The 24,174-nt window shown below is 42.0% G+C and carries 24 protein-coding genes, 1 rRNA gene and 2 pseudogenes; 12 read left to right on the top strand and 15 right to left on the bottom strand.

The annotated features are described in order from the left end of the window. Window positions 1–96: ribosomal RNA gene (gene rrf, locus V7K31_RS31985) — 5S ribosomal RNA — on the top strand; the annotation flags it as partial. A gap of 678 nt (window positions 97–774) precedes the next feature. On the opposite strand, the gene V7K31_RS26450 is transcribed toward rrf, so the two are convergent. The 4 genes and pseudogenes from V7K31_RS26450 to V7K31_RS26435 form a co-directional block, all read right to left on the bottom strand. Then, complete coding sequence (locus tag V7K31_RS26450; protein ID WP_335098285.1) at window positions 775–1,179, bottom strand: VOC family protein; 405 nt, start codon at window positions 1,177–1,179, stop codon at window positions 775–777. A gap of 18 nt (window positions 1,180–1,197) precedes the next feature. Next, window positions 1,198–1,500: pseudogene (gene miaE / locus V7K31_RS26445) on the bottom strand (tRNA isopentenyl-2-thiomethyl-A-37 hydroxylase MiaE); the annotation flags it as partial. Window positions 1,501–1,637: 137 nt separating this feature from the next. After that, window positions 1,638–1,955, bottom strand: a pseudogene (locus tag V7K31_RS26440) (hypothetical protein); the annotation flags it as partial. Between the two features lie 777 nt (window positions 1,956–2,732). Continuing rightward, complete coding sequence (locus V7K31_RS26435; protein WP_442941387.1) at window positions 2,733–3,719, bottom strand: DNA polymerase III subunit delta'; 987 nt, start codon at window positions 3,717–3,719, stop codon at window positions 2,733–2,735. 444 nt (window positions 3,720–4,163) lie between these two features. Between V7K31_RS26435 and V7K31_RS26430 the strand changes: the two genes are divergently transcribed. Next, a complete protein-coding gene (locus V7K31_RS26430) occupies window positions 4,164–4,769 on the top strand; it encodes a DUF411 domain-containing protein (RefSeq protein ID WP_335098283.1) in 606 nt (201 codons plus the stop codon). A 184-nt stretch (window positions 4,770–4,953) separates the two neighbouring features. Here V7K31_RS26430 and V7K31_RS26425 read toward each other — a convergent pair whose 3' ends face one another. Then, the gene (locus tag V7K31_RS26425) at window positions 4,954–5,343 is read right to left on the bottom strand and encodes a hypothetical protein (RefSeq protein WP_335098281.1); all 390 of its coding nucleotides are present in this window, start codon (window positions 5,341–5,343) and stop codon (window positions 4,954–4,956) included. An 846-nt stretch (window positions 5,344–6,189) separates the two neighbouring features. Here V7K31_RS26425 and V7K31_RS26420 point away from each other — a divergent pair. The 6 genes from V7K31_RS26420 to V7K31_RS26395 all read left to right on the top strand — a co-directional run bounded on the left by V7K31_RS26420 (window position 6,190) and on the right by V7K31_RS26395 (window position 11,691). Then, a complete protein-coding gene (locus V7K31_RS26420) occupies window positions 6,190–7,386 on the top strand; it encodes an ABC exporter membrane fusion protein (RefSeq protein WP_442941386.1) in 1,197 nt (398 codons plus the stop codon). 143 nt (window positions 7,387–7,529) lie between these two features. Then, entirely contained in the window at window positions 7,530–7,667 is a 138-nt protein-coding gene (locus V7K31_RS26415) for a hypothetical protein (protein ID WP_335098276.1), read from the top strand. A 62-nt stretch (window positions 7,668–7,729) separates the two neighbouring features. Then, window positions 7,730–8,902 (top strand): ABC transporter permease DevC, encoded by a 1,173-nt coding sequence (devC, locus tag V7K31_RS26410; protein ID WP_335098274.1) that lies wholly within the window; start codon window positions 7,730–7,732, stop codon window positions 8,900–8,902. 78 nt (window positions 8,903–8,980) lie between these two features. Beyond that, window positions 8,981–9,673, top strand: coding sequence for a DevA family ABC transporter ATP-binding protein (locus V7K31_RS26405; RefSeq protein ID WP_335098272.1), 693 nt, complete (start codon window positions 8,981–8,983; stop codon window positions 9,671–9,673). 430 nt (window positions 9,674–10,103) lie between these two features. Continuing rightward, the gene (locus V7K31_RS26400; RefSeq protein ID WP_335098270.1) at window positions 10,104–11,039 is read left to right on the top strand and encodes a M23 family metallopeptidase; all 936 of its coding nucleotides are present in this window, start codon (window positions 10,104–10,106) and stop codon (window positions 11,037–11,039) included. 112 nt (window positions 11,040–11,151) lie between these two features. Then, window positions 11,152–11,691, top strand: coding sequence for a late competence development ComFB family protein (locus tag V7K31_RS26395; protein ID WP_335098268.1), 540 nt, complete (start codon window positions 11,152–11,154; stop codon window positions 11,689–11,691). A gap of 79 nt (window positions 11,692–11,770) precedes the next feature. Here V7K31_RS26395 and V7K31_RS26390 read toward each other — a convergent pair whose 3' ends face one another. Beyond that, on the bottom strand, window positions 11,771–12,739 hold the full coding sequence (locus tag V7K31_RS26390) for a L,D-transpeptidase (RefSeq protein WP_335098266.1): 969 nt from the start codon (window positions 12,737–12,739) through the stop codon (window positions 11,771–11,773). A gap of 88 nt (window positions 12,740–12,827) precedes the next feature. Then, window positions 12,828–13,019 (bottom strand): hypothetical protein, encoded by a 192-nt coding sequence (locus V7K31_RS26385; protein WP_335098264.1) that lies wholly within the window; start codon window positions 13,017–13,019, stop codon window positions 12,828–12,830. A 521-nt stretch (window positions 13,020–13,540) separates the two neighbouring features. On the opposite strand from V7K31_RS26385, the gene V7K31_RS26380 reads away from it, so the two are divergent. Both V7K31_RS26380 and V7K31_RS26375 read left to right on the top strand, forming a co-directional pair. After that, window positions 13,541–14,197 carry a sigma-70 family RNA polymerase sigma factor gene (locus V7K31_RS26380; RefSeq protein WP_335098261.1) on the top strand — a complete coding sequence of 219 codons (657 nt, stop codon included), beginning with the start codon at window positions 13,541–13,543 and terminating at the stop codon, window positions 14,195–14,197. Window positions 14,198–14,354: 157 nt separating this feature from the next. Next, entirely contained in the window at window positions 14,355–14,969 is a 615-nt protein-coding gene (locus V7K31_RS26375; protein ID WP_335098258.1) for an anti-sigma factor family protein, read from the top strand. A gap of 490 nt (window positions 14,970–15,459) precedes the next feature. Here the strand turns inward: V7K31_RS26375 and V7K31_RS26370 are convergent, their stop codons facing one another. The 7 genes from V7K31_RS26370 to V7K31_RS26340 form a co-directional block, all read right to left on the bottom strand. After that, complete coding sequence (locus tag V7K31_RS26370; RefSeq protein ID WP_335098256.1) at window positions 15,460–16,302, bottom strand: 2-isopropylmalate synthase; 843 nt, start codon at window positions 16,300–16,302, stop codon at window positions 15,460–15,462. A 56-nt stretch (window positions 16,303–16,358) separates the two neighbouring features. Further along, on the bottom strand, window positions 16,359–16,646 hold the full coding sequence (locus V7K31_RS26365; protein ID WP_335098253.1) for a type II toxin-antitoxin system RelE/ParE family toxin: 288 nt from the start codon (window positions 16,644–16,646) through the stop codon (window positions 16,359–16,361). Continuing rightward, a complete protein-coding gene (locus tag V7K31_RS26360) occupies window positions 16,646–16,930 on the bottom strand; it encodes a type II toxin-antitoxin system ParD family antitoxin (protein WP_335098250.1) in 285 nt (94 codons plus the stop codon). The genes V7K31_RS26365 and V7K31_RS26360 overlap by 1 nt, the downstream gene beginning before the upstream one ends. Before the next feature lie 56 nt (window positions 16,931–16,986). Next, on the bottom strand, window positions 16,987–19,047 hold the full coding sequence (locus V7K31_RS26355) for a ribonuclease catalytic domain-containing protein (protein ID WP_335098247.1): 2,061 nt from the start codon (window positions 19,045–19,047) through the stop codon (window positions 16,987–16,989). Window positions 19,048–19,196: 149 nt separating this feature from the next. Then, window positions 19,197–19,412 carry a 30S ribosomal protein S18 gene (rpsR, locus tag V7K31_RS26350; protein WP_012411240.1) on the bottom strand — a complete coding sequence of 72 codons (216 nt, stop codon included), beginning with the start codon at window positions 19,410–19,412 and terminating at the stop codon, window positions 19,197–19,199. A 2-nt stretch (window positions 19,413–19,414) separates the two neighbouring features. After that, window positions 19,415–19,609, bottom strand: a complete 195-nt coding sequence (gene rpmG / locus V7K31_RS26345) for a 50S ribosomal protein L33 (protein ID WP_196524501.1) — start codon at window positions 19,607–19,609, stop codon at window positions 19,415–19,417. Between the two features lie 43 nt (window positions 19,610–19,652). Beyond that, entirely contained in the window at window positions 19,653–20,210 is a 558-nt protein-coding gene (locus tag V7K31_RS26340) for an RDD family protein (protein WP_335098244.1), read from the bottom strand. Window positions 20,211–20,372: 162 nt separating this feature from the next. On the opposite strand from V7K31_RS26340, the gene V7K31_RS26335 reads away from it, so the two are divergent. Further along, window positions 20,373–21,134: a class I SAM-dependent methyltransferase gene (locus tag V7K31_RS26335; protein WP_335098242.1), complete on the top strand. Its 762-nt coding sequence runs from the start codon at window positions 20,373–20,375 to the stop codon at window positions 21,132–21,134. Window positions 21,135–21,181: 47 nt separating this feature from the next. Continuing rightward, window positions 21,182–22,447 (top strand): molybdopterin molybdotransferase MoeA, encoded by a 1,266-nt coding sequence (locus V7K31_RS26330; RefSeq protein ID WP_335098239.1) that lies wholly within the window; start codon window positions 21,182–21,184, stop codon window positions 22,445–22,447. 220 nt (window positions 22,448–22,667) lie between these two features. Here the strand turns inward: V7K31_RS26330 and V7K31_RS26325 are convergent, their stop codons facing one another. Next, window positions 22,668–23,900, bottom strand: coding sequence for a cysteine desulfurase-like protein (locus tag V7K31_RS26325; RefSeq protein WP_335098236.1), 1,233 nt, complete (start codon window positions 23,898–23,900; stop codon window positions 22,668–22,670). Window positions 23,901–24,174: the final 274 nt, after the last annotated feature.

The raw sequence follows: 24,174 nt of genomic DNA, 5'->3' as shown, positions 1-24,174 counted from the left end.
AACCACACTGAACCCTTCCCGAACTCAGAGGTGAAACGCTGCTGCGGCCACGATAGTTTAGGGGTAGCCCTACGCAAAAATAGCTCGATGCCAGGGATCATAATTCAACTGAAGCCTCCTCATGATAATTTGAGGAGGCTTCAGTCGAATTATGATCCCTCCATGTGCGAGAGTTTACAGTTTTCAGTTTTGGTATCCCTCTTCTGTCACTCTCCGGGAGGGCGATCGCTAGAAGCTTCATGAGGCAATCAATACAAGCTATACTATTAGAAAAAAATCGGTCTTGTATTTGTTATTAGAAAAGAATCGCGCGATCGCTTGCTATACAAAAGCTCTAGAATTTAGAAATGGTAAATGTTTTCGCAGAGTGACAGAAGAGGGGTATAGCAACGGACACGAAGCTTAGGATAACAATCAATTCACAATGTACGCTTTTTGAAAGCGTACATTGTGAATTGTCCTAACGGCTTTGTCCACTGCTATAAAAGGAAGGGTTAGTATTGTATAGTAATGTAAAAAAAATACAAGTACTTATCCGATTTTATTTTTCAAAAAATCTAAGTATTATGTAGGGTGGGTTATGGCGTTAGGCTAACGCAGCGCAATAGCTCATAAAAAAAGGGTGCGTTAGCCTACCCTACCGTACCCTTTTATTTTCTACGAGATGCTGCGCGTAGCTTGCTTAACAGAAGGGTACGGCAACGCCACTAGGTGTATTTCAAATTAGAGCGAAGTTTGTAGTTCAGATATTGGATAGTTTTTGCCAGGGAACTTTTAAGTGACAATTCCTAGATTGTTATAGATTTCGATGAGATTGCCATCAGGATCGCGAAGATGAGCTGTGCGGATTCCCCAGTCTGGGCGATCTTGTGGTTGAGTCACAACGATCGCATTGTGATCTTTTAGTTGCTCATAGACTTCATCCACGTTATCAACTGCGAAAATCAAGACAATTTTATCTCGATTGACAACATATGAAGGCTGTTCGATTCTTGGGACTACTTCAGCCATTAATTCTTTTTTGAACAAACCCAGCTTGAGATATCCGGTATTAAACTCAGCATATCCGCTATCTTCATCGCCCCAATCGACATCAAATTTCAGCATATCTCGGTAGAACAGAAAAGAATCTTTGTAGTTGGAGACAAGCAGTCTCAGGTGTGTTAGCTGAAGCTTCATATCTGTTGGGTTAGTCTACTAACTGTGAATTCTAGGTTCTGGGTGCAAATTCGCCAGCAACTCGCTTTCCACAATTGCTAATTCATCAAGCCGTTGCATGAGAATTTCTTTGTCGAAATAAGTAGCAGCTAATACCCAATATATACCGTAGTGACGCGCTTCGGATGCCATTAACCCACGATAAAATTTTGCCAACTCTGGCTCTGGACAGTGAGCAGCTAATAGTCTCAGGCGTTGGTGAGAGCAAGCTTCAATTAAACCAGTGACTAGTAAGGAATCCAGAAATCGCTCAGGTTCTTTGGGGCGTACTGTAGCTTTTAAATCTAGCCAAGGGAATATCCCGGCGTTCTAACCAATTTCTAAAGAAATCCGGTCAAATGCTAGAGATAATTCATCTGCAACGGCATCACCCAAATCAACTAAAACTGCATACTGCTTCAATATCTGCGGAATGTGGGTTTAAACACACGCTCAAATAATTCAGCAGGGAAAACTAAAAATCTTTCTGATAATGATTGTTGAGTAACTTTTGTAGCCCGACATCATAACAAATCTTCTCTTGTCAAAAGCCTCGTTAATTCTTGAACTCCAGGAACTTGCCGCCACAATAATGTTAATACTGCTGCTACCATTAAGGATCAATTCAAGATTCTATCTCGTAATCCTGAGAATTTGTAATATTGTTGCTCGGCAAAAATCGCTGGAGTTAATAGAGCTTTTAAATGATTGGCGTAGGCGTAGCCCGCCGTTCGCGAAGCGTCTCGAAGAGAAGGCATCGCTTCATTATCTATAGTAGGAGTATTATGTTTGTGTGCGTGGTCAGAGTTTTGTTTTTGTCGCTTGGGCATTACGTAGACCAAACTTTTCATTACCTCATTTATTTATTGAATTTACCTAACAATGTTGCCCACTTTTGACAAAGTTATTCTGTCGTTACAATCCTTTTTCAATTGAGATTTCAGCTATCAAAAATTTTAGTAATAATGATAATCAAATATACAGAGGAAGGAGGCGAGCGTCTCTAGCCTCCTTCCTCTCTACCCCACACACGATTATCATTTTCATTTATGATCTTTTGAGTATTTTAAGTGGTTGACAAAAGTGCAATTATTTTAACCTGTCACGGATGGTAGCTTACCAACATCAGTTAGTACCACGCAAAGTTAGCTTGGTATACTAATAGTAGCAAGTACCTGATTAAAAACCTCGAAGGAATTACCACTAAAGATGAAAACTACTTCACCACTTTTAAGATTGCTGAAATGTTATTTGAGAATAACAAATACTACATATAATTTACCAGTTTCGTTAGGTATATCGTCAGGATTTTGTAATAGTTAAAAGATAAATCTCTCTGTTTATGTATACAGATCACCAGTGAGTCTAGTTAAAGCATTGGCGAGGTTTTCAGCATCTCTTTCAGACTGACCTGTTTCATTAAATATTTTCTGAATCAGTTGTTTTGGATTTTGCATAATTATTTATTTCCTCGTTTAATGTCTCAACCGCTTGAATCTTTGGCACATCTACGATACCAGTTTTAAGCAGTGATACTAGAATCCTTTATGGCTGGGGAATGTCAAAGATAAAAGCAGACATTCCCAAACTAGCCGGGGTTGAGCGTAAGCAAGTAAGTATTTACGAGCTTGTTCTAGCTGGTTGATGATGCTGGGTTGATGCCACTGCTGCCAGTAAAATTGCTGAAGATAATCAACTAACCACAATTGTGCTTCTGTATCTAAATCTTTATCAATTTTTTTGGCTAACTCCAAGGCTTTGCGATAGGAAGCAGGGGCTTTTTTCAAGTCTTCGAGTAACTCAGGGGGAATAGCTTGTAATTGCTCGTAAGATGCGATCGCACTTCCCGCACTGCCAGCTGCTATAGTCAATACTGCCTGAATTGGCAAAATTTCCTGATGACCAGTTTGTGTGAGTACAACAGCCAAAGACTCTGCATCTAAACGATAAAAAGGAATGCGTTGACAGCGTGACACCAAAGTTGGCAACACAGACTCAGGTGTAGGTGCAATTAAAATTAACGTCGCCTGTCCCGGTTCTTCCAAGGTTTTAAGTAAAGCATTCGCTGCGGCTTCTGCCATCGTTTGGGCTTCTTCCAGCACTACCACATTCCTCGGTGCTTCCAGGGGTGGCCGACTTAGAAACTCGGTAATTTCCCGAATTTGCTCTAGCCGAATTACAGGTGGTGCTTTACGCTTAAGTCCTTTCTCGGTGGCTTCGGCTGCTGTTAATCGTTGTCCCTGGTATTGGTACGTTGGTTGCACCCACAACAAAGCTGGGTGGTTCCCCTGACGCAAACGGTTTTGTAAAGACGCAGTGATTTCCATCCCACTAGAAAATAGCAATTCCACAAAACACCTGGCTGCTAAACTCCTTCCTACACCATCTGGCCCCACAAATAGATAGGCTGGAGCAACCCGGTTTTGTCTGACAGCCTGAGTGAGTAATTCTATGGCTTGCTCTTGTCCTACTACTGGTGCAAATGGGTTAATAGTTGAGTACCTTTGCCAAAAAAAGAGGATGAAAATAGAGGCTAATGTAGTATATTTGTAGTTTTTCAGAAGGAGAATTCATAAGCTACAAAAAGCCGCATATTCGACATACTAGCACTGTTACAATGTTTCATACCGCAAATAATCGCTCTGATGATGTTTTTTTTATCTTTGTACTTGTCTGCTTTATATAGCAGTCCTAAATGATTTATAAAATTCTCTGTTTCTTTTTTTGTGGCTCTCGGCGGCTTCTCTACGACGGCCTGCGCGAAGACGGTTCGATAATTTTCACAATTCAAAAAATCATATTGCCTGCGCTATTTTAGTCTGGGTTAGACTTAAAAACTCAGTGATGGACAGATAAGCGAAGATTCAGCCGCTAGGATTTTGAGAGAAGCCGCTACGCGTCTACGCTTGCAGTTATGATGACTAATAAGGAATAGCTTTTGCTTTATCGGACTTAGGAAGTTTCAGATGTCGTACAAACAATTTCTTTATTGCTGGCAAAAATGGTTACTTCCGCTCTTATTACGTGCAGTGGTAATGATTTGTCTCACAGCAGGAGTGTTGAGCATCTTGGGAAGCACTGCTCCGATGAGTAATGCTCAAGCTGTTTTTCCTAGTTATGTTGCAGCTAATGCTCAACTGGTAAGTACTACTAGGCGTATCCACGATCAACGGACATCATTAAAATCAACAGCGCTAAATGCCACTGTATATCACAGTCCCGATTGTAATTGTTGTGGCGGGTGGATTGACCACTTAAAGGCACAGGGTTTTAAAGTTACAGACTTTTCTACACCTGACATCGAAAAAGTCAAACAAAAGTACAACGTGCCAGATAACTTAACATCTTGCCACACAGCAATTGTTAATGGATATGTCATCGAAGGACACGTTCCAGCAGACGACATCAAACGTCTGCTTCAAGAAAAGCCAAATATTGTTGGTTTATCTGTTCCCCAAATGCCTGTAGGCACTCCTGGGATGGAGATGGAGAATCGAAAAGACCCATTTTCTGTGTTTTCCTTTGATCGCAAGGATTCAGTTGCAGTATTCAATAAGTATTCGTCCTCTTAATCTAAACTTTTCCTAAAAACCGAAACTGGAAAGTGAATCTGCGTAAAATTGGAAGTAGAGGCAAAGTTTATTTTATATACAGCGATCGCTGTGTATAAAAGCCTTTTATTTATATGAGTAACAAGCGCACGAATATAGGATGTCGAGAAATTTAGCTTTCTCAAAAGATATAATAAAAACTAAATCAATCAGCAGCAGCATAATCGGGCAAGGCATTCAGTTGTAAATTAACAGCACTTAGATAATTTTGGTCGTTTAAAACTTGTGATGGTAATTTATCTGCATTAACAGCAGCCTTTACTAAATCTTTTGCCATAATATTTTTGTTCTGAGTTTCAAATACTAGCGTTTCTCCACTAGGAATTCCGTGCTGCTTCAGACCTCCCTGATAAGCAAAAGAAACTAGATTGAAAGGCTGGAGATAACTCATAGAAGTAGAGTTTTTGGGTAAATTGTTAGAGTTAATAGCTATTTCAGTGCTGTTGGTAGTAGCTATTTGAGCGCCAGCGATTCCAGGTACAAGAGTAATAGAAGCAAAAATAAGTGCAGATTTTATTAAGGTAACAAGTTTCATAAGCTTATTCTTGGGTAAAATGCTATCGGTTCCCTTTAGTAATAGAATCCTCTTTATTGTTAATCTCAGCTTCCTTCAGTCAGGTCATCTGATCGGTTGATATATGACTCACCCAAAAGGGTGAGCTAATTGAGCGACACAAAGAGCAATGCGGACTTCGTTAAGTCCAGAGACAGAACAGATTGGTTGAAATTTTCAAGTACTTAACTGAGGCGAGTTGAACATTTATACAATTTTTCAATTCGCCTCTTGAGTTCTCCTAAAAAAGCAGAAATTGCCGCGATCGCTCCGAGTAAAAAGGAAAATAATCTATTGAGGTAGGTAGAAAGTTATGGCAAATATCAATGATACTAACGGTAATGATAGCCTTTCTGGAGAGCGTAACCCACAACTTCAGGCTTTTGGTGCCGTACTCTCGTCTAACACACCCTACAAGACTACTTAGATTTAAAAAAAAATTACGATTACTATAGATTCTTTAGTGATTTGAATTTATTTGCTTTTCATCACAAAAAATATTTCCTTATGACTGAATTTACCTCTGATTGTTGGCACTGTTACAACCCGTAATTTTAAAAACGTTTACTATACCTGAGTACTTTCCAAAAGACAAAAGTAGTTCATCAAGAACATAAGTCTCTTCTATACTGGAGAGTGATTTGTTGTGATCCTATGCGGCTAAATCGTAGTAGGTTAGTAAAATATCAAAATTTTCCATTTGTTTATGAACTTGAAATCGATAAATAAACAATAACTAGCAAAGGAAGTCAAAATTAGCAAAGAAGTAAGAAGAAAAGCTTAATCTATTTAGTTTTTTGTGCGCCACTAGTTAAGAGGTAATCTATGGTGCGAAACTCAAAGCTGGGGTACAGAACGTTCCCTAAGTCTATTCTGCGTCCATCCTTTGCTATAGGTATAATTGCATCTTTATTGGTTGGCGGAATAAGTTTTTATATAGTAAAACGCTGGCAAAATTATGCAAATCCAGAGGCACAAGTGCCAGCAACACAATTACCCCAGTTAAAAACAGTAACAGCTTTAGGGCGGATTGAACCACAGGGAAAGGTAATTAAACTTTCTGCTGCGGTGTCTGCGGAAGGAAGTCAGGTAGAAAAGTTGTTAGTGAAGGAGGGAGATCGGGTAAAAGCAGGACAGGTGATTGCGATTTTGAACAGCCGCGATCGCTTGCAAGCAGCATTAAAAGAGGCGCAGGAACAAGTGAAAGTAGCCCAAGCAAACCGAAACCGTACTCAAGCAGGTGCAAAACACGGTGAAATTGCCGCCCAAAAAGCCGCGATCGCCCGCCTAGAAGCAGAACGCCAAGGTGATATTAATACTCAAGCAGCGACAATTGAGCGATTCCAAGCCGAAGTGCGTAACGCCCAAGCAGAAGACGAACGCTATCAGCAACTATCTCAACAGGGCGCAATTTCCGCCTCTCAACGGGATAGCAAGCGTTTAAATTTGGAAACCGCTCAAAAAAGCCTACAAGAAGCACAGGCACTATTAAATCGTACCCAATCAACTAGCCAGCAACAGATCAAAGAAGCTACAGGAAAACTCGATGAAATTGCTGAAGTGCGCGCAGTGGATGTAGAAGTTGCCCAAGCAGAAGTCAATCGCGCCGTAGCAGCCATGAATCTGGCAAAAGTCAATTTAAAACAAGCCCAGGTGCGATCGCCTCAAAATGGACAGGTATTTGAGATCCACACCCATCCAGGGGAATTGGTATCAAATGATGGCATTGCAGATATTGGACAAACCAGCCAGATGTATGTCATAGCCGAAGTCTATGAAAGCGATATTGGCAAAGTGCATTCAGGGCAGCAAGTGCGAGTATTTGGTGATTACCTCCCAATTGAATTGCAGGGAATCGTAGATCGCAAAGCCTTGCAAGTGCGACGGCAAAATGTCATCAACACAGATCCCGTCAGCAATATCGACAACAGAGTTGTGGAAGTCCATATCCGACTAGATGAAGTCTCTAGCCGAAAAGCTGCTACCTTAACCAATATGCAAGTTAAAGCAGTAATTGAATTGTAAAAAGGGCATTGGGCATTGGTTCTTCTCCCTACTCAGTACTCCCTACTCCCTACTCAAAACTCAGCACTGATGAGGGGCATTAGGAAGCTTAAGGTTCTGAGGTAGATGAACGAGTCTCTGAGGTGGATGAATGAGTCTTTGAGGTGGATGAACGAGTCTTTGAGGTGGATGAACGAGTCTTTGAGGTGGATGAACGAGTCTTTGAGGTGGATGAACGAGTCTCTGAGGTGGATGAACTAGTCTCTGAGGTGGATGAACTAGTCTTTGAGGTGGATGAATGAGTCTTTGAGGTGGATGAATGAGTCTCTGAGGTGGATGAGTTCCCAACTTCCAGTACCTAATTATGCAATTAATCAAACAACTGCTACGGCGAACCCCTCTAGGATGGCTGCAACTGAATCATGAAAAAAGCCGTCTCTTGGTGGCATTGTCAGGTATTGCTTTTGCGGATCTCCTCATGTTCATGCAGCTAGGCTTTCAGACAGCGTTGTATGACAGTAACACTAGACTGCATCGCAGTTTGCAAGCAGACATTGTTTTAACCAGTCCCCAAGCCCGTAACTTGCCAAGCTTGTCTACATTTTCTCGTCGGCGACTTTACCAAGCAATGGATATACCAGGGGTAAAGTCCGCCGAACCAATGTATTTCAATAACACAATTTGGAAAAATCCCCAAACACACCGTGAGACGGGGGTGTTAGTTATCGGGTTCAACCCAGACAAGCCAGCCTTTGACTTACCGGATGTTAACCAGCAATTGCAAGCGATTAAGCTACCGGGTACTGTCTTGTTTGATCGTGGTGCTAGAGGAGATTATCAAAAAGCGATCGCACAAATTGACCAAGGTAAAACCCTAACCACCGAAATAGAACGACGTACAATTACCATTAGTGGCTTATTCCAAGTCGGGGCTTCCTTTGGTTCTGATGGCAATCTAATTACCAGCGATGAAAACTTTTTGTGGCTATTTTCTGGGCGACAGTCCAGCAGTGTCAGTCTAGGTTTGATTCTTCTTAAACCAGGCTATGACCCAAAAAAAGTGGCAGTAATGCTCAAAGCCTACCTAAGAGATGATGTCAGAGTATTAACCCACGCCGAATTTATTGAATTTGAGAACAACTTTTGGAGAACAAATTCCCCAATTGGGTTTATTTTCAGTCTGGGTGTATCGATGGGCTTTGTGGTGGGCGTGATAATCGTCTATCAAGTCCTTTCCACAGATGTTAATGCCCACGTTCGGGAATACGCCACTTTCAAAGCAATGGGATATCGCAATTACTACCTACTAGGTGTGGTGCTTGAAGAATCGTTGATATTAGCAGCACTGGGCTTCTTCCCCGGATTGGGAGTATCCTTAGCACTTTACCAACTGACTCGCACTGCCACAAATTTGCCCATGTACATGACTGCGATTCGGGCGTTGCAAGTATTGGTGCTGACTATCATTATGTGTGCAATTTCCGGTGCGATCGCCACCCGCAAACTCCAAGCCACCGACCCTGCTGATATGTTCTAAATTTGTCATTGGTCATTTGTCATTTGTCATTGGGATAATTAACAATCCCCAATCTAAAATCTAAAATCTAAAATTCCTATGCTTCCCGTGATCTCCATCCAGAATCTTGACCACCACTTTGGTCACGGCTCACTCCGCAAGCAAGTTTTATCTAATATCAACTTAGAGATTAACGCCGGTGAAATTATTATCATGACCGGGCCCTCTGGTTCTGGAAAGACTACCTTACTGACCTTAGTGGGTGGATTGCGTTCTACCCAATCTGGTAGTTTGCGGGTGCTGGGACGAGAACTTTGTGGTGCGACTGCGGAACAACTAGTGCAGGCGCGACGGCGTAACGGTTATATTTTCCAAGCCCATAACTTGCATGGTAGTTTAACGGCACTCCAAAACGTCAAAATGGCTTTAGAATTGCACAAACATCTTGGGTTAAAAAAGATGCAAGCTAGGTCAGCCCAGATGTTAGAGCAGGTAGGATTAGGAAATCATTTGCATTACTATCCTGATAAACTGTCTGGGGGACAAAAACAACGAGTAGCGATCGCTCGTGCTTTAGTCAGTCATCCTCAAATAATCCTCGCAGATGAACCCACTGCCGCCCTTGATAGTCAATCAGGACGAGATATAGTCAATCTCATGCAAAAACTGGCAAAAGAACAAAGCTGTACCATCTTGATGGTTACTCATGACAACCGCATCCTAGACATTGCCGATCGCATCGTTCACATGGAAGATGGCAAACTCAAGTCAAAAGTAAACCTATCGGCGTGACATACTCCACACACTCCCTTTCAGGTGATTTACATACATCAACTTTAATCTAACAGTGTAGTGTGAGTGTCCAGTTGAACAAGTGTCCATTTGATTTTAAGATTTCCTTCAAGTATTATTATGTAATCGCTGTAACCACAACGAGTTTCCTTTCTCGCCTAACAAGTGACACTTATGGCAAGCCACGAGAGCCTTTTTGCCATCAATCTAGTTAAATTTTATGCTCATTGCCAATGTCATACACTTTGGTTATTAGAGTTAAGACCAATTCATTAAAATTACAGATAAATCATTTTGCGTTGCAATCCATAAATACCTGAAGTATTTCCCAACATTTATCATTTTCAACAACATCTGCTTCAAACAGGAAACACTGGTGGTAATAAGCTAGTCTATTTTCCAACACAAGCAAGGGATTTTTTGTAGCTCCATGATTATTGAAAATAGCACTAGTAGTTTAAACAAAAAGTTACTCGGTTTTGATGTTAAAAGTTTGACAGCCAATCGCCATGCAATAAATGTGTTAAAGGGAATATTTGCTGTTCTCCCTCTCACTTTGGCATTGCCTGTAGATGCTTTGCAAGTAAAGGTGACTCCAACTAATCCTAAATTAGGGGATACACTATCAGTAGAGATTAATTTAGATAATTCGGAGAACAATACAAATCCAACAGTAACTACTGGTAGAAATACTTACCCAGCATTTGAAATGGCGCCTCATCACTATCGGGCTTTTGTTCCCACAACTCCACTAGAAAAAGCTGGAACTAGAACACTTAGGGTTGCGGGAGATGGTCAGGTGCAAAACTTGGCAGTTAATGTGCTTAATCGCAAGTTCCCCGTACAACGCATTACTTTGCCACCTGGCAAAGCCGGAGTGGATGCCACAGAGTATGAACTTAAGCGGGTGGCAGCTTTTAAGGCGCTACAAACACCACAAAAGTATTGGAATGGAGTATTTCTGAAGCCAAATGCCGGGCGGATGAGTACAAACTATGGTGTACGTCGCTACTATAATGGTACATTTGCAAAAGACTACTATCATCGTGGTCTTGACTACGCAGGTGCTGCCGGTTCACCGGTAATTGCCCCAGCCTCTGGGCGAGTTGCTTTGGTAGGTAAGGTATCCCAAGGATTTCGGATACACGGTAACGTAGTTGGCATTGACCACGGTCAAGGAGTAACCAGCATTTTCATGCACCTGAGTCGTATTGACGTTAAAGAAGGAGATTTTGTGAAAGCTGGTCAACTAATTGGCGCAGTGGGTTCAACAGGTGCTGCCACGGGGCCACATTTGCACTGGGGTCTGTATGTCAACGGACAATCTGTTGATCCAACACCTTGGCGAACTAAGGTCGTTAACTAGTAGAGGCGGAATTGATCGCGTCTGTGTATAATTTTTGTGGATAATTAGGCAAAATAAATTGGATTGATACCGTCCCTACCTCGCTTGGCTAACATAAATGATGATAAGCGTTATGAGTATCGAAAAAATTGTAGAACAAGCTCTCCAGGATGGTTATTTGACACCAGCAATGGAAGCAGAAGTCGGTAGAATCTGTGACAACGCCTCAGAACTCTCAATTGAAGAGTATATGGCGCTGGATCGGCTGATGGGTGCGCTATTGACTGGTGAGGTAGTGGCGGTACCTCGCAAACAATTCATTAACGTCATGGAAGAATTGGTACTGACCGAAGCGATCGCCCGAGTTGCAGAAATTGAAGCTACCAGCGAAAGTTCTCTAGATGTCGGGGATATTGCTGCTTACGCTCTGAATCGGCTACCACCTTTGTATGCTACTACAGAAGAAGGTGCTAGCTTCCAGCGCCAAACGGCTAAGGCACAACTGCAAGAATTAATTTCTCAGCAAGTAAGTGAGGCGATTAACCGTTACCTCGATCAACCCAATTTCTTCCCAGAACGGCAAGCCTTAGGCAAAAACACTGGCAATGAAGTTGTACGCCAAGTTAGTGCTTTACTCCAGGCATACGCACCTAACTTCGAGCAAAAATTATAACTTTAAGAGTCATTTGTCATTTGTCTTTTGCAAATGACCAATGACCAATGACCAATGACCAATGACTAATGACTCATAATTAATTACGCACTACTACTGTTGTCCCTAAACTCACTTGCTCATACAACAATCGGACATCAGAATTACGCATTCTTAAGCAGCCGTGGGATACAGCCGTTCCTACTAGGTCAATATCCGGCGTGCCATGAAAGCCAATTTCATTCCGTCCATCTGACCAAAAACCAATCCATCTGTCTCCCAAGGGACTATCCGTACCAGCTTGAAACACTTTGCCCGTAATCGGGTGACGCCAGATTGGATAGTGTCGCATATGGATTACCTGGAAAGAACCTGTGGGCGTTTCCCAACCTTTCTTACCGACAGCAATTGGGTAGCTGGCTATCACCTCATCTCCTGCGTATACATAGGTGCGGCGATCGCTTAAAACAACCACTACTTGCGTCTTAGTCTTGGTATCTGCCAGCCTATTAGATGGTAATTGTTGGGCTGAAGCCTGTGACCATAGACCTTTTGGCCAACTATCCGCAACTGGATTTTGACTTTCTACTTGTGCCACCAGCCGCGTCTTAGTTGGTAGGTCGGTTGCTTTAGCTACATTCTTCTTAATGATTTTGGGCTGAGTTTGAGACTTAATAGTAGAAGACTTGAGTGTATAAGCTCTTCGAGTAGTTGCTTTAGCGATATTATTCTTAATTATTTTCGACTTAATTTGAGGCTTAATAGCAGAGGACTTTGGTGTAAACGACCTCTGGGCAGTTGCAGTTGAGCCTTGGGTAACTTCACCAGGGGACACAGATGCACCCAACGCAATTTCCCCTAAATTCACTTGGGAAAGATTCTTGTAGACAGTCTCTGGGCGGCTTCCCTTGGGATTGGTTAGGGTAGAATTTCGCCGCATCAAAGTAGATGCAGACTGCTCAGACTGCCGTTCCGCCGTAGTAATGCGCCAATGGACAGCTAAAGATAAAAATGCTGTGCCAAAACAGAGCAACATTACCATACGCCCTACAGATTCGTTTCTTACCATTACTATCGCCTATTGTTTATCCCTGACATATCCAGTCGAGCAATTGGATGCGTTCATCATCCGATTATCAAAAATTTATCAATACTTATCATTTCCGATATAAATCTGCCAACACCTCTGGGCAAACTAAGACTGTAGGAATTGTCCCAGCAGCAAAACTCCAAGTGAGCAACCTCATCCCTCCAGAGTTCTGGCGGTTGTAAGTCAATACTTGGACTTTCTGTGGAACCATTGAAATGTAGCAATCAATCATTAATGGTGTCGGTGCCAGAAAAACCATGTTTGAAAAACTATTGCTAGCAGTCACAATTACATTTTCCCTCCATTTCTTTTTTCAAGTTCGCGTACCACAGCAAAATAACTCAGTTGCTATCTACGGATCACAAGTAGAACAATCAGCAACTATTCTAGTGACAAAATTAAAAAAATAAATCACCATTATAGTAACCACAGCAACCCAACTTCCAGAAATTATTACCTGATTTTTAAAGGTATCAAGAAGCTAGAATTACAAAATTTTTATCTTCATCCTTATAACCAGATTTAATTATTTTGATCAAGCGTATATACCCGGTTGCTAAAAGTACCAAAATGTGCATATAATAACTGCGCCTTTGTTAGTTGATGGGTCTTGGGCAACTATGCGAGCAGTATAAGCAAAAAGTGGCTCTCCTTATTGCTATAAATGTATCCAAAATTCTATGCCTCAGTGTTCCAGTCATGAATCCGTCACCTTAGTATGGAACTTCTGTCCCATTAGCAGGTCTAATAGATAGGGATGATTTAGAGCCAGTACGATCTATGAGTCAGTCGATTACTGTATCCTGGTCAACGATTGATGCAAAGTATCCAGAAGCATCAGTGCAAGTTGACAAACTCCCTAACCACGATTTAATTTTGTGCTGTCAAGCGGGACTGCGACCAGATCGTGTTGCGTTTGCAGAACTATTACGCCGCTATCAAAGTCAAGTTGATAGAGTTCTATACCACCTGGCTCCAGATTGGGCTGACAGAGCCGATTTGGCTCAAGAAGTTTGGATTCGAGTGTATCGGAATATTAACCGATTACAAGATCCTGCTAAATTTCGGGGCTGGTTAAGCCGCATTGCCACCAACTTGTTTTACGACGAGTTGCGGAAACGCAAGCGGGTTATGAGTCCTTTGTCACTCGATGCCCCCCGTTCCTTAGAAGACGGCGAGATGGATTGGGAAATCGCCGGCGATACCCCAGGTCCAGAGGAAGAACTGACAACTAGAGAATTTTACGAGCAACTGCGGGAAGCGATCGCGGATTTACCAGAAGTTTTTCGTACTACCATTGTCCTCAGAGAAATCGAAGGCTTGGCTTATGAAGAAATTGCCGAAATCACTGGCGTTTCTTTAGGAACTGTGAAGTCAAGAATAGCCAGAGCTAGATCGAGGCTGCAAGCTCACTTACAGACTTATCTAGACTCCTAATTTACAGTATCTTGCCTCTGCCCAACGGCAGAATTTAAGCATTGGTTAAGAATTAATAGCAAATATCTAGATCGTTTCTCCCGTTAGGAGGAAAATTGACAATTTTTCCGAATTTTCCACCCCGTTTACCCGTGTATGAATTGGTAATAATGTTAAGATGACTACTGATTCTCAGTTTTTCGACCGTTCACCTTTGCAACTTCCTCAAGATTTGCCAGATGGAATGGCCAAGCATACCAATGAATCAACGGGTCTTATGGATATGGTGAAGCGCGATCGCTTCGAGTTATTGAGTGCTTACCTCGATGGTGAAGTCACAGCCACCGAACGCAGGCAAGTAGAAGAATGGCTGGCAAATGATGCCTCTGTTCAATGCTTGTATGCCCGGCTGTTAAACTTGCGCCAAGGCTTGCGGGCTATCCCAGTGCCAACAGCTCAACAGTCACCAGAAGCAACAGCTCAACAAGTATTGACACGTTTGCGCCACCGTTCGGGTTTCAACTGGATCATGGGAGGTGCAGCCGTTGCTGCTTGTGCAATCGGTGCAATATCTGGCTTAGTATCTGGTGGTTCGAGGATGCCGCAACTTGCACAACGACCACAAATAGAACCGATACAAACGTCCTCAGTCTCTATGCTTCCCCCTTCCCCTCTGATGGTGGGACTAAATAATCCGGTAATTGAAATTCCGAAAGCAGCAGTAGCCTCTCCAGAAAAATCAATCTATCAGGTACAGCCACAACGGCACGACCCCAAACAGGAGATAAACTAATCCTAAAGTTCACAGATAATAAGGAACGCGGATTTGATAAAATACAAAACCTCACCCCCAACCCCTCTCCTTAGTAAGGAGAGGGGAGACTTCACTTTCGTCAAAGGCGGGGTGAGGTTAAAAACCATATTTGGATGTTATTTAATTCACATTCCTAATTGTACTTAAGGTTAAACCACAGCCTCTGTACCAGCCGTCAGCTTGCAGCAAAACTAAATAGTCTAATATTTTATCTAGTCGAGGTTAACAGCGAATTTTGACAAGGCAAGGTATTTTGCGACTATCTGAGGAGGCGAAACGATATTAAAGCTTTAAAACGCGATTTGGCGGCAAGTTTTCGGAGCGATCGCGAAGCTTGTAACAATGAGAAAAATGACTATATCCGGGCTATAATGTCAAAATCACGGTGCGAGGAGATGGCGAAAAAAGAGTGAGCGAGTTAAATCACTACGGATAGGATTTTAGCAAACAGTTCAAGACTTACTCTTAACTATTTTCCCTTTCCAATTGCAGTTATTTGAAAAATAAAGTCTGCTGCTTTACTCATTAACGAAGTGTCAATATCAATTTGATAATTCCCTTGTTTTAAAACCTCCATCACAACTTTGCTGAAATCTGCATTACCTTTTCTCGCACCCAAACCATTAATTGTACATTCAATTTGCCTCACGCCACAACTTAAAGCAATGATTGAATTATCTATAGCCATGCCCAAATCATCATGACAGTGTACTGAAACGACAGCTTGATCAATATTTGGGACTCGATTAAAAATCATTTGCAGAAGTTGCGAAAAATATTCTGGCGATGCCAAACCTAAGCTATCAGGAATACTAATAGTATTAGCACCACTATTAATTGCAGTTTCAATAGATTTACACAAAAAATCTGGTTCACTTCTGGGAGCGTCAAAAGCACTCCATTCTACATCATCACAGTAATTGCGTGCTAGAGAAACACTCTCTTTGATTGTTGCTAATACTTCTTCTTTGCTGAGTTGAGATTGATTTTTAATATTTACCGAAGTATAAGTATGAATTCTACCTCTTATAGCTGGTTTAATTGCTTCAGCTAGAGTCTTTATCTCACTGGGATTGGAACTTGCTAGCCCACAAATAGTAGATTTTTTAATTATTTTAGAAATATTAAAGACTTCATCAAAATCTTTTTGAGAACTTCCTGGATAACCAACTTCAATAATATCTACTCCCATTTCTTCGAGCAATTGGGATATAGTAGTTTTTTGTTGCAAATTCATCTTTACACCAGGTGTCAATTCTCCATCACGCATGGTGGTATCAAAAATAATTACTTTGTTATTATTTGTTAACATATTCCGAGATCAAGCGATCGCTTACATCAAATACAATTTTAAGGAATATCCTCACTTCAGAAAACTGTTTCTAAATCCCGATAACCACTGACAACACGTACAACTTCGACACCGCCATCAATGGGACGATAAAATATCAAGTAATCTTCTACCGGGAAACTCCGTAAACCGTTGCCAAAATTATCGCAACTTTGCCCCATCTTAGGAAAATCAGCCAACAGTTTACACTGCTGTTTAATTTTTTCGTTGAATCTTCGAGCCGCACCAGAATTAAAGCGGAGAATATAGCGATTAATCTCTTTGAGGTCTTGCTTGGCTGGAATTGTTAAAACGTACCGACTCATTATTTAGCGGCCTCTGCTTCTTGCATTTGAGCTTCAGCGCGTCGGATATCTTCTTCAATTTCTGCAAACACCTCTTCGCCATCGACTACTTCACCACGCTCTGAGGCTTCTATTCCTTCTTGGATTTTAGCTTTCAATTCTGCTAGACGCTGCTCTCGAACGCGATCGCGTTCATCTAGCAATCTCAATGCTTCACCCATCACCTCAGTAACTGAGTGGTATCGACCAGTATTAACCTTATCCTTAACCAACTGCTCTAGTTCTGGAGTCAAAGATATATTCATAACTATTACCTCATTCCATTTATTTTATATGCTAACTGAAAGGGGTTGGAGCAAGGTTAATTCGCGGCTGTTTGGGCTTCTTGATAAATTATTTCTTGAAACTGGATCATATCTTTTTGGGGATCGGCGTGGCTAACTTTCACCAATATCTGTTCACCCAAATTCACAGAACGTTTGAAAACCATTGGTAACTGCAAGCCCAAATCTTCTAACAAAATTAGTGCCAAGTTGCTGTCTTCGCGCAGCCACATCAACACTGTCACATCCCAAGTTTCCTCTGGATGACGGCGTAAATACTCTAGAGCATAATATCTATTAGTTTGCCGTTCTACCATTGTCACCTCTTGGGTGATGCTGGTGACAGTTATCATCACTTCTTTAAGTTGATCTGCGGAAAATGGTAAAACTTCACCCCGCAAATGGGCTTTTAACTGGAAGTGAGTAAGCAAGTCACTGTAGCGGCGGATGGGAGAGGTTGCTTGGGTATAAGTATCCAAACCTAAACCAGCATGACGCAAAGGCGTAATACTCATTTCACTCTTGGGCATACAACGACGCATGGCGCAAGCGCGAACGAATCCAGCCGGAAGTAGGAGCAATTCTTCATCTGGAGGTAATTCTGGTTGCGGCTGACCGCGAAACGGCAAAGGTATGTTATTAGCTTTACCATAACGAGCCGCAACTTCACCGGCAAGAATCATCATTTCTGCTACCACTTGCCGCGATGGGGAATCGTCCAAAATGTCAATGTTGATCTCATCACCTTTGACTTTGATCATCGCTTCGGGCATAGTGATGCTAATTGCCCCTTGATCGTAACGCCAAGCTTTGCGCTTCTTTGCCCAAGTGGCGATCGCGGCAATTTCTGGTTCTGCTTGTACCCGTAATTGCAGCATTTCATCTACATCTTCGTAGGTGAGGCGATAAGTTGGCTTAATCAAGCTGGTATGAATGCTGTAATCTTCTACTACCCCAGTTGTACCTAAAATAATCCCGAAACTGAGAGCGCAACAAACCCGTCCCTGTATCAGACTCATTGGCCCAGTTGCTAATACCTCTGGGAACATGGGAATCATCCCCGTAGGTAAATAGACTGTACTACCCCGCTTTCTGGCTTCCAAATCTAATTCATCTTCTGGTACTAACCATCTAGTGGGGTCGGCGATATGTACCCACAGGCGTTCCCGTCCATCGGGGAGTACTTCCCAACTCAGACCATCGTCGATCTCTGTGGTAGTTTCATCGTCAATGGTGTACACCTTCAGGTGAGTCAGATCCAGGCGGTTTGTATCTGAGTCAATTGGCGGGAAATCCAAACGCTGTTGCGCCACTTCTAATACCTTATGAGGAAATTGAATTGGAATTGAAGAACGACGCAGGAACAAGTTTTCGTAAGGACTCCAGCAACCCAAATCTACTAACAGTTGAAAGGCCCCTTGGGGTGTTGTGGGTCGTCCCAGCATGGTCATAGTTTCTAATACTGGAGCGCTTGGCGGATAAGCGCGAGCCAAGGAGTCATAATTGACCCCCGTCCGCACCGTATCCGCAAGCAGCGCTGCGTATTTTTCTAGTCCTTCTAAGCGCTGGCGATCGTGGCGCCCCCACTCTATGACTTCACCTTTGAGCGCCTGCTCTACGCGAATTAAAAATTCCTGCTGTCCCTTAGCTTTTAGTGCCTCTACTTCCAGTTGGTGCTTGCGTTCTGCCACTTGAGCAGCAGTTCGCGGTTCGTAAGCATCTCCTTTTTGCTTGAAATAGAGTTTGTCGTCTGACAACAAGCAATAAGCGGCGTAACAATGAGGCGCGGCTGATTCCGAAAATAGCAGATTCGCCATTTGGTCTGGCGTGACTGTTTCCCCATCTTCAACCAGTAATTCCCAAGCTACTTCTAAGCTAGATGGATCTAAATAAGGCTTGACTTGCTCCAAAAAGCTGGCAATCTCAGACGGCTTGTAAGTCTGTCCGTTAACTATATAAGTTATTTGTCTGGGCGCGAGGCTGTGGGATTGACCACGTTCGTCTACCACAAACCAGCGGGTTTTACCGTCTGGACGTTCTACGATCCCAAGACGGCGATCGCCTTGAACCCTAAATTCAACTAGCGTCCCCTTCTCCACAACTCTCGCACTTTAATTTGGTGAACAGTTTAAATAGTTTTAAGTTAGGAGCCGAGCCGGAGACGCTCCGCCTCCGGTTAGGAGTTTTGATTCTTAACTCCTGTACAGACGCGATTAATCGCGTCTCTACTCATAACTCATCACTTTTTTTAGCCTTCCGCGTTGATGAATGGCAACAAAGCCACAATCCGCGAACGTTTAATTGCTAATGTCAACTCTCGCTGTTGCTGAGATGTCAGCCCAGTAATACGACGTGGGAGTATTTTACCCCGCTCAGTGACAAACTTACGCAATAAATCAACATCTTTATAATCGATTGGTTCTCCGGGCTTGATCGGAGAAAGGCGACGACGGAAATAACTCATCTTTACTTAATTTCCTTGTGAACGGTATGTTTATTGCAGTGGGTGCAGAACTTTTTCAGTTCTAGCCGGTTAGTGGTGTTGCGGCGATTCTTAGTACTGGTATAACGTGAAACACCAGCAGAACGCTTATTTGAATTTGTCCGACACTCGGTACACTCTAGTGTCACAATTATACGGGCACCTTTACTCTTAGCCATAATCTTACAAACAGTGAAGCCTGAAGAGAATTAACACAAATCACTATCTTCTCACATTCCGCCGCATATTATCAACTAACCTTTTGATTTTTATATCGAGCGAGTAGCCACGACGCGACGAAACGATGAAAGTTCCGCAATAGCGATCGTGTAAAGCCTGCCGCATCTGGGCATCAGAGAAGGCAGTGCCACAATCAATTGCTAAGGGAAGTATTAGCAGTATAGCAGTGGGATTGGCGCTAATATTGCTTAGGGCAATTGACACGAAAAGGGCACCCAATCCGACGATCGCCTCTCGCTTCATTAGTGAGAGCAAATCTGGAATTCTGCCCATTACTTGCCCATCTTCGACTTCTAACACCTTTAAATCGAACGCCCAACGCCCTAAACTTTGCCCTTGATTGTTATATGGCACCAGTACCCGCAAAACTAGCCAAAGTATTACGAAAACTAAGATTTCAACAAATTGAATACCGATATTGCCGCTTCCCAGTAGGGAACTGACTAACCAGACACCAAGGAAATCAAGCCCCAATGCCATACTTCGCCGCCCAATATCAGCCTTAGGATAGTGTTTTTGGGGAACTCGTTCGATTGTCATACAAAATAGGTGTTTTTATTTAGGGGTTGGGAAATAATCATTGCTTATAATTTCCAACATTATATACTTTCTTAATTGAGTGGTCAGTGTTACTTTCGGAGATACTATAGACTATAGATATATACGATCAATATAGTATCAATTCAAACTGGTAAGAAGATAATGAAACAGTGGTATGAAGAATTATTTGAGAATTATGCAGATAAGTATGATCAGGAGGGTTATACCTCTGGAACCTTGGGTGAAGTTGATTTTATTGAAAAAGAACTTGACTATGATAAAAATAAGTTAATCCTTGATGTTGGCTGTGGAACCGGCAGACATTCACTAGAACTGGCCAGGCGTGGTTACAGTGTTACAGGGATCGATTTATCAGAATCTATGCTCGAAAAAGCCAGAAAAACTGCGGCTGTTGAAAAACTAAAAATTGATTTTATTAAAAAAGATGCCCGGAATTTTTATTTGGAAACAAAATTTGATCTTTCAATTATGATTTGTGAGGGAGCTTTTCCTTTAATGGAAACAGATGAAATGAATTTTTCTATTTTAAAAAATATTTATGGCTCTTTAAAATCTCCAGGTAAGCTGATATTGACTACCTATAATGGTTTATATCCTCTGTTTCATTCTGTTAAGGATTTTCTTAGCTCCAATCCAGATGTAACTAAAAGCCTGGAAAATTCTTTTGATTTGATGACTTTCCGTGATCATTCAGTTTATGAAACAATTGATGATTCAGATAATAAAAGAGTTCTGAAATGTAATGAAAGATATTATACTCCCCCGGAAATTAACTGGCTGCTTAAATCTATTGGTTTTACCAGAACAGAAATTTTTGGCTGCCATTTAGGGGCTTTCAGCCGTAATCATAAACTAACCACTGAAGATTATGAAATGCTTGTTGTTGCTTCAAATGTAGCCTGAATAAAACAATGAGCGAGATATGAGGTAAAAAGTCGGAGGCGATCGCTATGTTATCAGTCAGCGATGCACAAGCAATTATTTTAAATTTGGTGCAGCCGTTGGATCATCAACGGGATACAGAAGTTGTAGATTTATTGGCAGCCGATAGTCGCATTTTAGCAACGCCTGTCACCAGTCCGCTAGATTTTCCTCATTGGGATAATTCGGCAATGGATGGTTATGCAGTTCGCTACGAAGATGTCCAGCACTCCAGCGCCGAACAACCGTCTGTTTTAGAAATTGTTGAAGAGATTCCGGCTGGGTATCAGCCCAAGTCTACAATTCAACCGGGGCAAGCCGCACGGATTTTCACAGGTGCGGTGATCCCAGCAGGTGCGGATACTGTAGTCATGCAAGAGAAGACACGTCGGGAGGAGAACCGCGTATTTATCCTGGATGCGTCAAAGCCGCAAGAATTTGTCAGACATAAAGCATCTTTTTATCAAGCTGGAACACAACTATTACCAGCAGGAATTAAGTTAAATGCCCCGGAAATTGCCGTATTGGCAGCAGCACAATGTCCGCAATTAAGTGTTTATCGTCGTCCGCGTGTGGCAATTTTTTCCACTGGTGATGAGTTGGTATCAGTTGATAAACTGCTGCAACCAGGGCAAATTGTAGATTCTAATCAGTATGCGATCGCAGCGTTGGTAAAGCAAAGTGGGGCAGAACCGTTAATTTTAGGTATTGTTAAGGATGATCCAGTTGCTCTGGAGAAAGTCATTACCCACGCCGTTGCGATCGCTGATATAGTTATCTCTTCTGGTGGTGTCTCAGTGGGAGATTATGATTATGTTGACAAAATTATCGAGTCACTAAGAGGAAAAATCCACATTCGGGCTGTACAAATAAAGCCCGGAAAACCCCTCACCGTCGCTACCTTCCCCAGTAGAGACGCGATTAATCGCGTCTCTACCCACTCCCCACTCTATTTTGGTTTACCAGGAAACCCTGGTGCTGTATTGGTGACATTTTGGCGGTTTGTGCTACCAGCAATCAAGAAACTTTCGGGAATTACTGAAGGTTGGCAACCAGTGTTTTTGAAAGTGCGATCGCATGATGAATTGCGATCGGACGGCAAGCGCGAAACTTACCTTTGGGGTAAATTGCATTTAATTGATGGTGTTTACGAATTTCACAAAGCTGGTGGTAGTCACAGTTCCGGCAATTTAATTAATTTAGCTCAAACCAATGTCTTAGCTGTTCTACCTATGGGTAAAACATTCATTTCGCCACAAGAAGAAGTATTAGTTTTGCAGCTTTTTAATGGGTAAGTAGGTAGGCGTAATTAAATATAAGATCAAACCTCACCCTCAATCCCTCTCCAAAGCATCCCAGAGGGAAGCCGGAGGCAGGGTGAGGTTTTATATTTAATTTGACCCACTTACTTAATAGGGAGTGGGGGAGATGAGGGAGACAAGGGAGAATTATTGAACAAATCTCTTCCTTATGCCCAATGCCCAATGCCCAATGCCCAATGCCCAATGCCCAGTCTTAAAATATCTGCTCAAAAGCCTCAATCAAACTGTTAACTTCCTCAAGGGTGTTGTAATGTACCATACTCACCCGGACTATTCCGCCTTGCGACGCTAACCCCAGGTATTCAATCAGTCGTTTAGCATAAAAGTCCCCGTAGCGAATTCCAATGTAATGTTGATCAATTTTTGCCGGAATGGTCGAGCTATTGATTCCATCTACCACAAAAGATATAGTTGGCACACGGCATTGACGGTCAGCCTTTGATTGACCAATCACGCGCACATTAGATTTGCTGTTGAGATAATTTAGGAGGCGATCGCTAATCTTTTCTTCATGTATGCTAATTAAATCAAATGCTTGTACCATTTGATTTCTCAAATCAGGTGCAGTTTCATTTCCGTAGTGCAGTTGTGCTAACTCACTTAGATAATCACATAAACCCAACATTCCATAACTTAATTCAAAATTGACATTCCCTAACTGAAATTTATAAGGTATATCTGTCTGTTCAATAAAATAATGGTTCAGACCAGGCAATCTTAATAAATGTTCTTCTTTACCATAAAGTAAGGCATGGTGTGACCCATAGACTTTATAATAACTCAAAGCATAAAAATCAACATCCAAATCTTGCACATCAACTAATCTGTGAGGTGCATAAGCTACACCATCGACACAAATCATCGCGCCGCGATCGTGTACAAATGCGGCAATTTCTTTGATCGGGTTGATGGTTCCTAGAACATTAGAAGCATGAGTCAAGGTTACTAATTTGGTGTGCTGACTCATTAATGCTTCTAAATCTGCTAAATGAAGTTCCAAGGTATCTGGACGAATTTGCCACACTTTAACCTTCATTCCTTGTTTTTCAAGAGCGATCCAAGCACCAATATTGGTCTCATGGTCACAATTAGTAACAATAATCTCATCACCAGGCGTAAAGGTTTGACCCAGACAAATTGAGAGAACTTTCAACATCATTGTAGTAGATGGCCCCATGACCACTTCTTTAGAAGAATTGGCATTAATGAAAGTAGCCATTCCCCTAGTTGCTAGAGCCAATCTTTCTCCTGCAAGTTGAGAAACTGCATAAGAAGCTCCTAACTGGACATCAGAACTCAGGAGATATTCGCTAATTCTATCTACTACTTTTTTCAGGGTTTGTGACCCGCCAGCATTATCAAAAAAAGTCCATTCACCAGCTAGGGCGGGAAAATATTGACGAACTTTATCAAGATTCAGGAGCATAATATAAGTTTTCTAGAGAATGTTCTTTACCCTAGCTTACCTTTTGGCAAGTAGCCCACAGAGCATCTACATCCTCTTTTGGTGTTTACAGCTTATTCTGCCAGCCTTCTGGCTCTGCAAGAATCTCTCTAAAGGGGGTATACTTGGAGACTCAAAGAGTAGTTTACTGACAGATATAACTTTCAATAAGGGTTAATGTCTTGATTCTTCACAATTATCCCCAATTTTATTTGATAAGTTTAAGGGAGAGTCAAAGCAACTATTCTTTGGATTC

The sequence above is a fragment of the Nostoc sp. genome, assembly GCF_036917675.1.
Classification (GTDB): Bacteria; Cyanobacteriota; Cyanobacteriia; order Cyanobacteriales; family Nostocaceae; genus Nostoc.
Note: the sequence above shows the minus strand (reverse complement) of the source record. Positions and strands in the feature narration are given on the sequence as shown.

Excerpts from the sequence above, each read along its gene's own strand:
- V7K31_RS26450 (WP_335098285.1), bottom strand. The coding sequence starts at position 1,179 with ATGAAGCTTCAGCTAACACACCTGAGACTGCTTGTCTCCAACTACAAA.
- V7K31_RS26430 (WP_335098283.1), top strand. The coding sequence starts at position 4,164 with ATGTCGTACAAACAATTTCTTTATTGCTGGCAAAAATGGTTACTTCCG.
- V7K31_RS26425 (WP_335098281.1), bottom strand. The coding sequence starts at position 5,343 with ATGAAACTTGTTACCTTAATAAAATCTGCACTTATTTTTGCTTCTATT.
- devC (WP_335098274.1), top strand. The coding sequence starts at position 7,730 with ATGCAATTAATCAAACAACTGCTACGGCGAACCCCTCTAGGATGGCTG.
- V7K31_RS26405 (WP_335098272.1), top strand. The coding sequence starts at position 8,981 with ATGCTTCCCGTGATCTCCATCCAGAATCTTGACCACCACTTTGGTCAC.
- V7K31_RS26400 (WP_335098270.1), top strand. The coding sequence starts at position 10,104 with ATGATTATTGAAAATAGCACTAGTAGTTTAAACAAAAAGTTACTCGGT.
- V7K31_RS26395 (WP_335098268.1), top strand. The coding sequence starts at position 11,152 with ATGAGTATCGAAAAAATTGTAGAACAAGCTCTCCAGGATGGTTATTTG.
- V7K31_RS26390 (WP_335098266.1), bottom strand. The coding sequence starts at position 12,739 with ATGGTAAGAAACGAATCTGTAGGGCGTATGGTAATGTTGCTCTGTTTT.
- V7K31_RS26385 (WP_335098264.1), bottom strand. The coding sequence starts at position 13,019 with ATGGTTTTTCTGGCACCGACACCATTAATGATTGATTGCTACATTTCA.
- V7K31_RS26380 (WP_335098261.1), top strand. The coding sequence starts at position 13,541 with ATGAGTCAGTCGATTACTGTATCCTGGTCAACGATTGATGCAAAGTAT.
- V7K31_RS26375 (WP_335098258.1), top strand. The coding sequence starts at position 14,355 with ATGACTACTGATTCTCAGTTTTTCGACCGTTCACCTTTGCAACTTCCT.
- V7K31_RS26370 (WP_335098256.1), bottom strand. The coding sequence starts at position 16,302 with ATGTTAACAAATAATAACAAAGTAATTATTTTTGATACCACCATGCGT.
- V7K31_RS26365 (WP_335098253.1), bottom strand. The coding sequence starts at position 16,646 with ATGAGTCGGTACGTTTTAACAATTCCAGCCAAGCAAGACCTCAAAGAG.
- V7K31_RS26360 (WP_335098250.1), bottom strand. The coding sequence starts at position 16,930 with ATGAATATATCTTTGACTCCAGAACTAGAGCAGTTGGTTAAGGATAAG.
- rpsR (WP_012411240.1), bottom strand. The coding sequence starts at position 19,412 with ATGAGTTATTTCCGTCGTCGCCTTTCTCCGATCAAGCCCGGAGAACCA.
- rpmG (WP_196524501.1), bottom strand. The coding sequence starts at position 19,609 with ATGGCTAAGAGTAAAGGTGCCCGTATAATTGTGACACTAGAGTGTACC.
- V7K31_RS26340 (WP_335098244.1), bottom strand. The coding sequence starts at position 20,210 with ATGACAATCGAACGAGTTCCCCAAAAACACTATCCTAAGGCTGATATT.
- V7K31_RS26335 (WP_335098242.1), top strand. The coding sequence starts at position 20,373 with ATGAAACAGTGGTATGAAGAATTATTTGAGAATTATGCAGATAAGTAT.
- V7K31_RS26330 (WP_335098239.1), top strand. The coding sequence starts at position 21,182 with ATGTTATCAGTCAGCGATGCACAAGCAATTATTTTAAATTTGGTGCAG.
- V7K31_RS26325 (WP_335098236.1), bottom strand. The coding sequence starts at position 23,900 with ATGCTCCTGAATCTTGATAAAGTTCGTCAATATTTTCCCGCCCTAGCT.